This window comes from Paraburkholderia sp. UYCP14C (assembly GCF_004197395.1).
In the GTDB taxonomy this organism is placed as follows: domain Bacteria; phylum Pseudomonadota; class Gammaproteobacteria; order Burkholderiales; family Burkholderiaceae; genus Paraburkholderia.
Genome location: NZ_SELS01000017.1, coordinates 1 through 11,833, shown reverse-complemented (window position 1 = coordinate 11,833; position 11,833 = coordinate 1). Strand labels below are relative to the sequence as shown.

Sequence of the window (11,833 nt, the reverse complement as noted above, 5' to 3'; positions counted from 1 at the left end):
GAGTCATTCACTTTCGACGGGTTTAATAATATGTCAGTACAACGGATCATCTCTTTCACCATTCCGTTTGCCACCGCCGCCACGCTGGCGTGCTTCGGCGCGCACGTCCACGCGCAGAGCGGCGTGACGCTCTATGGCGAACTCGATACGGGGCTCGCCTATGTGAGTAACGTCGGCGGCAACGCGCAGTACAAGGCGACCACCGGGCTGATCGACGGCAGCTACTGGGGCCTTCAGGGTTCCGAAGATCTCGGTGGTGGCAACAAGGCCGTCTTCCAGTTGGAACACGGCTTCTCCGTGACGACTGGAGAAGGACTCAACGATCACCCGTACTATGTCGGCCTCGACAATGAAGCATGGGGCACCTTGACGTTTGGTCGCCAGTACGATTCTATCCATGACTATCTGGCATCGTTCACCCTGACGGGCGGCCCAGGCGGCACGGCGTTTGCCCATCCATTCGACAACGACAATGCCAACAACTCGTACCTCGCGCGTAACGCGATCAAGTATGCAAGTCCGTCGTTCGGTGGTCTTAGTGTCGGCGGCATGTACGCGTTTTCTAACGGCGCCGGCCAGTTTGCGAACAACCGTGCCTATAGCGTCGGCGCGAACTATCAGAACGGTCCGTTCAGCGCCGGCGCCGCTTACCTCCATGTGAACGGCCGCGGCGATTCGGCGAACGGGGCGTATGACCCCGTGAATCTGCCCGGGTCGAACCGCAACCTGTTCGACGCCAACGTCCTGACGCAGAACACATACGGCATCGGTGCGAGCTATGCGCTCGGCGATTTCACGCTCGGTGCCGCGTGGTCGCGTTCGACCTATAGCGGGGTGACCGATGCCGACTCAGGTTCCACCATGCCATCGGTCGGCTTCAGCAACTATGAAATCAACGGCATCTACCAGTTGAAACCGGCGGTGTCGCTTGCCGGCATGTACACGTACACGAAGGCCACGGGTCAGCACTGGCATCAGGCGGGACTGCAGGCGGTCTATCTGCTCTCGAAGCGCACAGATACGTACATCGAAACGATCTTCCAACGGGCGTCGACGGACGCACCGGCCGTGATCAACAGCGTCGAACCAGCCTCAGCACGTAATCAGTTGCTGGTTGGCGCCGGAATCCGGCATCGATTCTGAGTGGTTTGGCCAGGAACCTGGCCTGATCTCCAACTCCGTTCGTGCAAGGAATCCGTCTGCCAGGGCCTGACGGTCTTTGTACGGCGGGGCGACACCGTGCCGAGGCTGCCTTAACAGGGAGAACTGCGTGAATTGCACAGATAAGACCAATCGGGCCGGACATGTCGTGCAGCATGCGTTCATCGTTCACGGGGTCCCGCGATTGCAAGCAGTGCTTGCGCTGATCCACGACATCGCGGCAGGACCAGCCACGCCCGACGCATTGGCAGACATTGCCCGCCTTGCGCGATGCGCACTGGTTGCTTCAATGCCGCCTGATCCCCAGGTAATCGAAACCCGTAAATCGAAAGTATGTTTAAGCGATGTCGGTCAAATGTGATCCCCGTCGCGAGGGGCGCCTTACATTCGCCGACTCGATCTAGTCGAGGCGACCACGGTAGCACCCACATGTCCCCGAATGTCGCCGCGCGGCGCAACCGGCGCCGGTGGCACCCTTACGGTCCATGCCCACGCGAGAACACGTTGCCCAAATTGAGCATGGCATGTTTGGCGTCCTGAAGTTCAGCACCACGTTGCTCGTCAAGTCGAACCATTACCGTTTCCGGCTGAGCATTGAATTTTTTACAGCCCTGGTTTGAGCGCGGACCGCGTTTTCCTTTAGCACGAGCGCGCGCGAACCCTTCATACATAAGCTCGCAGCCGCATCGCCGGGCGCCTTTGGACGAATTGCCTACTTCACCATCGACGACGCCGCTTCCACACCATGCGACCGCGCTTTGTGCACGGCGAAAGTGTCGCGGCTCGCGTGCTCCGCTCACTGACCTCCGAGGCGAATCCACGGCCATCCGTCGCACGACCGCACCATTCTGGACGGCTGAATTTGTCAACCCGAGATGGCTGAATAAGTCGATCCTAGATGGCTGAATATGTCGAACAGAAAGAGGTAACCTACTGTAGAAGTCGGAGAAAATCTAATTCAATTTATTGTTTTGCAATTCTGTCAACACAATTAGAGCGCTGCTCAATCTGACGCATTCTAATATCGCCGATTGCCCTCGCAATAGGCCGGGATTGCATTGTTACTTGACCTAACCCTTGATTGTCCTATAGTCCTTTTGATCCGCCTCGGAAAGAATGTGGCGGTGTTGAGCGATAACCGTGAGTCTGTACCCCAATGATCTGTAACGACAGGAGAAGATGCATGAAAGCAATCCACGCCGTCAGACTGGTCGGCACCGCCCTTCTGATTTCGGGTTCAATTCATGCCTATGCGCAGGCGAGCAACGCTAACGCCCCCGCGTCCGCCCCAACCACGACGCCCGAAGCCCGATCGCATTACAAGTCGATGAAAGCGGCGAACCGGGCGCTACAACGTCAGGTTCGGAATGCGCTGGTGAAAGACAGGAACATCTCGACGTCCAATATCACCGTTCGCGCCCGCGATGGTGCTGTCACGCTGCAGGGCAGCGTACCGCTGCAGGCACAGAGCGACCGGGCAACCGAGGTGGCGAAAGGCGTACCCGGCGTAACTTCGGTCAGGAACGCGCTGTCGGTCCGTCCGGAGGGGACCTGAAGCGGTCCTGGACCACACTTTGCAGGAAGACCGACTGTCTGACTGCGCATTGCATTGATGGCTGAACCAATGCGGTACATGGCGAAGGGCCGGCTCGAAAGCCGGCCCTTGCTATGTGGATATCTTCTCGAGTTCGAGCCCTTTCGTCTTCGGCCCCATCAAGCCGATCGCCAGCATCACGATCAGCATCGCGCCCGCGATGAACACGAACACGCCGGTCGTGCCGAAGTAGCGCAATACGGCCGCGATCAGAAAGGCCGTAAATATTGCGGAAAAACGGCTCCACGAATAGACGAAGCCGACCGCGCGCGCGCGGATGCTGGTGGGAAACAGCTCGGCCTGATACGCGTGAAAACTGTACGAAATGATGTTGCCGGCCAGCGTCAGGCCCACCCCGAGGCTCACCAGCAACACCGCGCCCGATGCCTGGCTGAACCACAGCCCGCACACGATATTGACGCCGGCCATCACCACGATCACCGTCTTGCGCTCGAAGCGGTCACCGATAAAGAGCCCGATGATCGGTCCGATCGGCGCGGCCAACGCGATCACGCTCGAATACATCAGGCTCGTCGTGATCGTGATGCCCTGCTTGATCAGCAGCGTCGGCACCCAGTTCGCGAAGCCATAGAAGCCGACCGTCTGGAAGATGTTGAAGATCGTCATCATCAGCGTGCGGCTGCGGTACGGCGGCACCCACATGTCGCGGAAGCTACCGCGCGGCGCGACCGGCACAGGCGGCGCCGGCGGCGGCAACTCGCGGCCGTATTCGTTGCGCACCTTCGCCTCGAGCGCGCTCATCACGCGATCGGCTTCGTCCAGACGCCCTTGCTGCGCGAGCCAACGGGGGCTTTCCGGCAACGCGCGGCGAATCCACCAGACGAATAGCGCGCCGTGCGCACCGATCAGCACGACCCAGCGCCAGCCGTCGAGACCGAACAGCGTGCGCGGCACCAGCAGAAACGACAGAAACGCGACCACCGGCACGGCCGTGAAGCCGACCGCCTGCTCGCACGCGAACGCGCGGCCGCGGATCTGCTTCGGCACCAGCTCGGAGATATAGGTGCCGATCGTCACCAGTTCGACGCCGATCCCGACCCCGGCGACGAAGCGCCAGAAATTGAGGCCCGTCGCAGTCTCCTGAAAGGCCATCACGACGTTCGCCGCGGTGTACCACAGCAGCGACCCGGTGAACACCGCGCGCCGCCCGAAGCGATCCGCGAGAAAACCGCACGCGATCGTGCCGATAAACAGGCCGCTAAATAGCGCGGCGATGAAACTCGCGACGCCGGTCGAGCCGAACAGGCCATGCGTGGTCGCGGTCAGCATGCCGCTTTTCACGAGGCCCGGCGCGATATAGCCGGAGTACAGCAGGTCGTAGAGTTCGAAGAAGAAGCCGAGGCTCAGCAGCACCACGAGCTTCCAGATGGAGCGCGTGGCGGGCAACCGGTCGAGGCGCGCCGAAATGCTGCCGGCGTCGAGTGACGCGTGGTCCGTTGCCGGAGGGGCGGCGCTGCCGGCCGCGTCGGCGGAATGCGCCGCGTTGCCGCCGCTGCGTGCGACGGACCCCGCGTGATCGGGGGATGCCATGTTGTCTGTCTCCATTGCAACTGCTGTTGCGACTGCTTTCATGCCAACGCTGATAGCTCGCCGCGGCCGATTCGATGCCGGCTTTGGGTAGATTCGCGCGTCGCACGCACCACCGCATGCACCACGATGTCCCGGCCGGATTCCGGCCAGCATTCTAGCCGTGTGCGCGCCGCAATTGTTCGAACGTGGTGATTTTTCCGGCCAGCGCGCTCGCCGCAACGGTGTATGGGCTCGCGAGCCACACCTCGCCCGGCCCCGAACGGCCGGGGAAATTGCGGTTGATCGCGCTGATCGTTACGTCGTTCGCGTTGGCCGATTGTCCCGGCCCGCAGTTCGCGCACGAACCGCAGCCGGGCATCACGAGCGTCACGCCCGCGCGCTCGAACACCGGCAGATAGCCCTGCGCCTCGCAATACGCACGCACCGCCATCGTGCCGAATTGCAGATACAGACGCGTGCGCTCGGGCACGCGCAGGCCATGCTCGACGCCCCAGCGCAGCACCTCGTGATAGAAATCGAAGTCCTCGCGCTTGCCCGCGGTGCACGAACCGCCATACGCGATATCGATCGCGACGTCCTGTTCTAACCGCGGCGCCGGCACGCCGTTGCCGGGGTCGCCCGGACGCGCGAGCATCGGTTCGATCGCGTTCGCATCGATATGGATCGTGTCGCGATAGGTCGCGCCTGCGTCGCTTTTCATCCAGCCTTGCAGCTCGAAATCGACGCCACGCCGCTCCTTGAGGAACGCGACCGTGCGTTCGTCCGGCTCGACGATGCCGGTGAAGCCACCGAGTTCCGCGACCATGTTGGTCAGCGTCGCGCGTTCGTCGATCGACATCGCGCGCACCGCCGCGCCGCCGTATTCGAACACGAGGCCGATCGCGCCGCCCGAGCGGATCGCGTCCATCCGCAGCAGATGCAGCACGACGTCCTTCGCGGTTACGCCGTCACGCAAGCGGCCATCGATCTCGATGCGCAGCGTCTCCGGCACCTTGCAGCGCACATAGCCCGTGACCCAGCTATTGGCGATTTCGGTCGCGCCCGCGCCGAACGCGAGGCAGCCGAGCGCGCCCGAATGCGGCGTATGCGAATCGGTGCCGCACGCGACCTGCCCCGGCAGCGCGTATTGCTCGGCCATCAACGCATGACAGATGCCCTCGGAGCCCGGCACGCCATCGAGCGCGCCGTGCGAGCGCACCGGGTAGTCGCGCGAGAACGACGTGTGCCCCTCCATCAGATTCGCGACGCCCGGCAGCAGTCCGTCGCGCACATGCGGGATGCTCTGCGGCGCGAGCACCAGATGGTCCTGGAACGCGATGATGTGATCCGGTGCATGCAGCGGCGCGGGCTTGCCGAACGCGCGATGCATCAGATGCGCGCACATGCCGGTGAAATAGTCGTGGCTGAAGCGCCAGTCGGCGGCGATGAACACGCCGTCGCCGCGCTGCGCTCTCGCGGTGCCCGGATGCAGATGACGGTCGATGATTTTCTCGGCCAGCGTTTTCGGCTCGGCGCCCGGCGCGTCGTTCGCGGCATTGCTCGCGCGCTCGGCCGGCGTCGGCCAGTCCGCGAACCGGCTATAGGCGAGCAACCCGCCGCTGCGGATGATCTGCTGCGTGAGCGCGTCGCGGCCCTTCAGGAATTCGTCGATCGGCACCGCTTCGCCCGCGAGCAGGCGATCCAGCACGGAAAAATCCGTCGTGGTCAGAATGCCGATGTTGTCGCAGTTCTGCTGATAAATGCGCTCGAAGCTCTCCGCAACGATCAGGCGAATACCCGCGGACAACTCCGCGAGCGGGCTCGATTCGCGCGACGAGCCCTTGCCGTAGCGCTTGCCCGCCACGGTCACGCGAAAGCCGCCGTCCTTCACCGCGTTGCGGCCGATCGGCAGACGCTCACCCGCCTTGAAGCCGACGTACGGGTACTGGCCGAGGCGCTCGTCGTAGGTGAGCATCACGGTGACGGGCGTGATCTCGTCCGTCGACACGTTGTCGCGCAACGGGCCGGCCGTTTCGCGCGTGAAGTTTTCGCCGGCCAGTTGCGCCTCGATCACGGCGGGGTCTTGCGACAGGTACAGCACACGGCTGTCCAAACGAATCGTATCGCTCATCACTGCGTTCTCCTTGCGCTCACTATACGGCGCGCAAGGCCGATGCCGAAGTGCCCATACGGCAACGCTGCCGTCTCGTTTCGCTAATGCTCGATGTGGAAGCCACGGCTCAGCGCACGTGTGGGGGATCGCCTAAGGCTGATTGCCGAGGAACGACACCAGCGCGGCCGCGCTCGCGCTCAACTGCTCGCGCGTCTTGAAGATGATGATCAGATGACGCTCCGCCCACGCATCGGCAAGCGGCAGCAGCCGTACGTCGAGCGTGTTCACGTAGAGCAGGCCGACCGGCTCGGGCACGATCGCGATGCCGAGCCCCGCATGCACCATCCGGCACAGCGCGTCGAGACTGCTCACGCGCATGCGCACGTCGAGCTGCCGGCCCGCGCTCGCCGCCTGCTGCGCGAGCAGGCGCGTGAGCGCGCTTTCGCTGCGCAAGCCGACGAAGCTGTCGTGCAGCAGATCGTCGAAGCTCACCCGCGCCACGCCGGCGAGCCGATGCCCGCCCGGCACGAGCACCGCGAGCCGGTCCTGGCGGTACGGCACCTGCCCGAACGCCTCGCTGCCGGCGACCGGATTGCAGATGCCGAAGTCCGCGCCATGTTCGTCGACGATACGCAGCACGTCCGCGCTGTTTTCTTCTTCGAGTTCGATCGATACATCGGGGAACGCGCGGCCGAACGCGGCCACGTCTTCGGGCAGAAACTGCACGATCGACGACAGATTCGCGACCACCCGCACGCGCCCTTTGACGCCGGTCGAAAAGCGCGACAACTCCGCGCTCATCTGCTCGATATTGCCGATGATCGCGAGCGCGTAACGCAGCACGGTTTCGCCGACCGGCGTCACGGTAATGCCGCGCGACTGCCGCTGAATCACCGGCAGGCCGATCAGCGCCTCGATCTCGGCAATGCGCCGGCTCACCGCCGACGACGCGATGAACTCGCGCTCCGCCGCGCGCGCGATATTGCGCTCCTGGCAAACGGCGACGAACAGACGCAGCGAAGTGAGATCGAGCTTCTTGAGCAGGTTTTCCATGGGACGAGGCGACGGGTCTGACGACAATGACGGCGGATCGCTGCAAGCGTGGCCGTTATCGTCTCACGGCGCGCAGTGTCGCGCCATTGCGCCGACCGCGGTCCTCACAGCGCATCATGAAAGATGATGCCGACCGTATGCCGATGTCCCGAGCGCAAACGGCTCACGCCATGCCGCAGATTCACGCGATACGGCCCGCGCGTACCCTGCACCGGCCGGCTGTTCACGGTGAACACGACCGCGTCGCCCTTCGCGAGCGGCACGACTTCGGCGCGCGACTGCATGCGCGGACGCTGCTCGGTCATCACGAACTCGCCGCCGGTGAAGTCGCGCCCCGGCTCCGACAGCAGCACTGCGACCTGCAGCGGGAACACGTGTTCGCCGTACAGATCCTGATGCAGGCAGTTGTAATCGCCCTCGCCGTATTGCAGGATCAGCGGCGTCGGCCGCAGCTGGCCGGCGTCATGGCAGCGTCGAATGAAATCCGTATGCTCAGGCGGATAGCGCACATCGATGCCCATCGCCCTATTCCAGCGGTTCGCGACCGGCACGAGGTGTGGATAGAGCGAGCCGCGCAAGCCGTCGACGAGCGGCGGCAGCGGATACGCAAAGTACTTGTATTCGCCGCGCCCGAAGCCGTGGCGTGCCATCACGATACGGCTGCGATAGAGCGCGTCGCGTGGATAAAGCGCGCTCAGCGCGTCGCATTCGCGCGGCGTCAACAGTTGCGGCACGGCGGCGCAGCCGTACTGATCGAGATCGTGTTCGATCCGCGGCCAGTCGAGTGCGTCGACACGTTGGCCGATGGTTTGGGTGGGAGCGATTGCGTTCATCGTCGATGAGTGGGCGACCTGGCTCGTTGCCGGCGCCGTGAAAGTAGGTAGCTCGATGACCCTAGTGTACGAGCGTGGTGGCGGGAAAACACTCCGGGTCTTGCGGTCAAATTCGGCGGCACTGCACGGGCGGACGATTCACGCTACGCTCTCGGTATCGTTGCGGCCGCATTGGTCCGGCCGCACCGCACTTCATTCCGCCAGGGACAACCATGAAACAGCAGCTCACCATCGATTTCGTTTCCGACATCGCCTGCCCGTGGTGCGCGATCGGTCTGTCGTCGCTGCAGCTCGCGCTCGCGCGGCTTCAGGACAAGATCGACGCGCGCATCGTCGTGCATCCGTTCGAACTGAATCCGCAGATGGGACCGGACGGTGAAGACATCGTCGAGTATCTCGGCAAGAAATACGGTCGCACGGCCGCGCAGATCGCCGAAACGCAGACGATGATCCGCGAACGCGGCGCGAGCGTCGGCTTCGATTTCGGACCGCGCACCCGCACCTACAACACGTTCGACGCACACCGTCTGCTGCATTGGGCCGGTCTGAAGGGCCGACAATTGCCGCTGAAGCTCGCGCTATTGCGCGCGTATCACACCGACGGCAAGAATCCGGGCAATCATGACGTGCTGGTCGAAGCGGCCCAGTCGGTCGGACTCGACGCCAATGAAGCGCGCGAAGTGCTGACGAGCGGCGCGTATGCCGGTGAAGTGCGCGAAGCGGAGAAGAACAACCAGGAAATGGGCATTCAATCGGTGCCGTCGATCATTTTCAACCGTCGCTATCTGGTGACGGGCGGCCAGCCGGTCGAGCAATTCGTGCAGGTGATCGAGGAGATTGCGGCGAAAGAGACGGCGTAAGATCCCGGCAATCGCGAACGGAGCCTACATTGCGCGCGCTGGCGGCTTTAACGAAAAGAAGCTTGAAGCGAAGCGTAACGGCCGGCCCGTTCCGAGCACCTGGCTCACGCATGCGCTCGCGAATGCGAGCGTGTTGTCGCTTCAACTGTTTTGAACGGATAGTGCGGGCCCGTTGCCCAAACCGTCCTCGCTGCGTGCAACAGGTCTTTGTAATCCCATTGCACGCGCTCTAAAACCGCTTACAGATAGCTGCAAACGTAGTCCAGCGTTTCAACCACATCGATATCGAAGCGGCTCTTGCCCGGCACCGAGAACGATTCGCCCGCGCCATAGGTCTTCCACTCATCGCTGCCGTCGAGGCGGATGCGGCACTTGCCCGCCTGCACTTCCATCAGTTCCGGCGCGTCGGTGCCGAAGTTCAGCGTGCCGGGCAGGATCACGCCGAGCGTCTTGCGTGTGCCATCGGCGAACAGCACGGTGTGCGACACGCATTTGCCGTCGAAGTACACGTTCGCTCGTTTGACAACAGAAACCTGGTCGAATTGCGTTGCAGCCGTCATGGCGGTCTTCCTCTGGGTCATCGTGAATGGATGCGTTGCGGCCCGGTGGGCGCGGCAGACGGCCCGCGATCCGCGCAAGCCGCCCGCGCGGGACGCTGGTCCGGGCGCGAGCCCGCCATCATACAGGCTATCGATGGCGGCAATACGGCAAAGTCTGCCGGAACCCTATCGACACCGACACAGACTTACTGCACGGTCGTCGCGACGAATGCGCTACTGGGCGACCGGCAACCGCAATAGCCGGAACGCCTTCACGGGGCCTCAGCGGCGTCAGTTGCCGCCGAGCCGCAGCCTGAACCCATATACCGCCAATTCCTGCTGGGAAAAATCCAGATCTTCCGAGCGCACGAAGCCGAGTCTCTCGTACATGGCCCACGCTGACTGCATCGCCATGGTGGTATGCAAAACGACCTCGGCGTGTCCGCTTTGACGCGCGAGGTCGATACACGCGAGCGTCAAGGCCTTGCCCGCGCCCTGACCGCGGTATTCCGGATCGACGCCGAGCAGCCGGATACCGGAAGCGTTCTTCACCGCGGTCGCGGCTCCGCCCGATCCGTACTGCGCCATATCGGAGAAGTACACGACCCCACCTACCAGTTCATTCGATTCCGATAGCGCGACCAGCACACGCGTGCCCGGCTTTTCGGTGAAGCGGGCGATATGGGCGAGCATGTCGTAATAGCCCGGCTGTTCTTCGGGCTTCGGAAAGCCCGGTAGCGCGGCATAAACTTTGACCAGCAATTGACCCAGTCTGGCCAATTCGTCGGGATTGCCGTCGCGAATAGAAAGTCTCGAATTCAATGGCGTCCTCTGCGCCCGACGGCGCTTGCGCGAGCAAGCTCATCCGCGCGGCGGTTTTCAGATCGATGAAGCGCAACATCGTATCGCAACCGTGCAAAGCCGGGAACGATCAAATATACGCCGCGCACCGTGGAGCACGAGCAACTGACCCGCGAACGCATCGGCACCGCGCCGCTCATGGGCATCGCGATGAGCGGCATGCACTACACTGGCATGGCTGCGGCGACTCTCCGCGCCGGCCCGGTCTGCGGCGCGGCGAGCGGCATCGAGCCGGAATCGCTCGCGGTAATGATGGTTCCGGCGGCGCTCGTCATTCTGGTGGTCGCGTTGCCGGCGTTTCATCTCATTGCACGCGCGAAGTTTCTCGCGGATTCCGTCGCGCGACTCGACGATCACGTCGATCGCATGCATGGCATCACGCGAGAAGTGAGAACTTCGTGCGCCGTTCAAACCGGGTGGTACAGGAGGACGTGTGAGAAAAGACAGCGCGAGCACCATAATCGGCGCAATTGCCGCGGCAGCGATTGCGCTCGGCACGGCGACCTGTGCAAATGCGCAAACCAGTGGCGGCATGCCGAACGATGCATCCGTGCCAAGCCAATCCATCGCGGCGTCGCCGGCTCGCAACAGACCCGATAGCGAGATCACCCGCGACGTTCGGCGCGCGCTCTCGCGCACACCGAACCTGCATTCAACGGGGATTCACGTGCAGACGCGCCGCGGTATCGTGACGCTGACCGGTTGGGTGCCGCAGCGCGCCCAGGTGCAACGCGCGGGCAGTGTCGCGAGATCGGTGCGCGGAGTCAGACAGGTGAATAACCATCTGAATGTGCGCACGAGAGGCGCCAGCGGCCATTAGCGCAAAGCGAATAAAAGAAAGTACTCAGCCCGACGCGAATGCGCCGGGCTGAGTACTTCCTATCGACCATTCAATCGATGCGAGCGAGCATTCGCCGCGGCGCTCCACTGTTGCGGAGCACCGCCACGACTCGCGCGATACCTCAACGCCACATACGATAGCTATATACCGGCGCGCGATACGCATACATGCGCGGCTGAGCATAATAAACGGGCGGACGGTAAACCTGATAAGCGACTGGCGCGACCGGTTGAATGACCGTTTCCACGACCTGCGGCATTTCATCGTATTGCGCCTGCGGATAAACCGGCACGTACTGCACAGGCGGCTGAGGATAGTCCTGCCGCACGTACACCGGCTGGTTGTCGTAGACCGGCTGCATCTGCGCGTAGTGCGGCGGCTCCGGTTTTTCTGGACACAGAGTTGGGGTAAAACGTGTGATCCAAACTGGAGTAGTTGATGTTGAAGA

At 62.9% G+C, this 11,833-nt stretch carries 11 protein-coding genes and 1 pseudogene; 4 read left to right on the top strand and 8 right to left on the bottom strand.

The features are described from left to right. Positions 1 to 30 precede the first annotated feature (30 nt). The gene (locus tag EVC45_RS17460) at positions 31 to 1,143 is read left to right on the top strand and encodes a porin (RefSeq protein ID WP_129959195.1); all 1,113 of its coding nucleotides are present in this window, start codon (positions 31 to 33) and stop codon (positions 1,141 to 1,143) included. A 1,201-nt stretch (positions 1,144 to 2,344) separates the two neighbouring features. After that, positions 2,345 to 2,716, top strand: a complete 372-nt coding sequence (locus EVC45_RS17455; RefSeq protein WP_129959194.1) for a BON domain-containing protein — start codon at positions 2,345 to 2,347, stop codon at positions 2,714 to 2,716. Between the two features lie 111 nt (positions 2,717 to 2,827). Here the strand turns inward: EVC45_RS17455 and EVC45_RS17450 are convergent, their stop codons facing one another. From EVC45_RS17450 to EVC45_RS17435, 4 genes are all read right to left on the bottom strand, one after another. Beyond that, the gene (locus EVC45_RS17450; protein ID WP_129959193.1) at positions 2,828 to 4,306 is read right to left on the bottom strand and encodes an MFS transporter; all 1,479 of its coding nucleotides are present in this window, start codon (positions 4,304 to 4,306) and stop codon (positions 2,828 to 2,830) included. 154 nt (positions 4,307 to 4,460) lie between these two features. Next, entirely contained in the window at positions 4,461 to 6,416 is a 1,956-nt protein-coding gene (locus tag EVC45_RS17445) for an aconitase family protein (protein ID WP_129959192.1), read from the bottom strand. A gap of 132 nt (positions 6,417 to 6,548) precedes the next feature. Beyond that, entirely contained in the window at positions 6,549 to 7,451 is a 903-nt protein-coding gene (locus EVC45_RS17440) for a LysR family transcriptional regulator (protein ID WP_129959191.1), read from the bottom strand. Positions 7,452 to 7,555: 104 nt separating this feature from the next. Further along, positions 7,556 to 8,284 carry a 2OG-Fe(II) oxygenase gene (locus EVC45_RS17435; protein ID WP_129959190.1) on the bottom strand — a complete coding sequence of 243 codons (729 nt, stop codon included), beginning with the start codon at positions 8,282 to 8,284 and terminating at the stop codon, positions 7,556 to 7,558. Positions 8,285 to 8,496: 212 nt separating this feature from the next. Here EVC45_RS17435 and EVC45_RS17430 point away from each other — a divergent pair, with 212 nt between their 5' ends. Then, complete coding sequence (locus tag EVC45_RS17430) at positions 8,497 to 9,144, top strand: DsbA family oxidoreductase (protein WP_129959189.1); 648 nt, start codon at positions 8,497 to 8,499, stop codon at positions 9,142 to 9,144. Between the two features lie 239 nt (positions 9,145 to 9,383). Here EVC45_RS17430 and EVC45_RS17425 read toward each other — a convergent pair whose 3' ends face one another. The 3 genes from EVC45_RS17425 to EVC45_RS47930 all read right to left on the bottom strand — a co-directional run bounded on the left by EVC45_RS17425 (position 9,384) and on the right by EVC45_RS47930 (position 11,111). Further along, complete coding sequence (locus tag EVC45_RS17425; RefSeq protein ID WP_008917257.1) at positions 9,384 to 9,704, bottom strand: pyrimidine/purine nucleoside phosphorylase; 321 nt, start codon at positions 9,702 to 9,704, stop codon at positions 9,384 to 9,386. Between the two features lie 270 nt (positions 9,705 to 9,974). After that, on the bottom strand, positions 9,975 to 10,505 hold the full coding sequence (locus EVC45_RS17420; protein WP_129959188.1) for a GNAT family N-acetyltransferase: 531 nt from the start codon (positions 10,503 to 10,505) through the stop codon (positions 9,975 to 9,977). Positions 10,506 to 10,562: 57 nt separating this feature from the next. Then, positions 10,563 to 11,111: a hypothetical protein gene (locus EVC45_RS47930; RefSeq protein ID WP_373683031.1), complete on the bottom strand. Its 549-nt coding sequence runs from the start codon at positions 11,109 to 11,111 to the stop codon at positions 10,563 to 10,565. Between EVC45_RS47930 and EVC45_RS17410 the strand changes: the two genes are divergently transcribed. Then, on the top strand, positions 11,077 to 11,364 hold the full coding sequence (locus EVC45_RS17410) for a BON domain-containing protein (protein ID WP_306770779.1): 288 nt from the start codon (positions 11,077 to 11,079) through the stop codon (positions 11,362 to 11,364). The genes EVC45_RS47930 and EVC45_RS17410 overlap by 35 nt on opposite strands. A gap of 142 nt (positions 11,365 to 11,506) precedes the next feature. Here EVC45_RS17410 and EVC45_RS17405 read toward each other — a convergent pair. Continuing rightward, positions 11,507 to 11,833 (bottom strand): annotated as a pseudogene (locus tag EVC45_RS17405) (hypothetical protein); the annotation flags it as partial.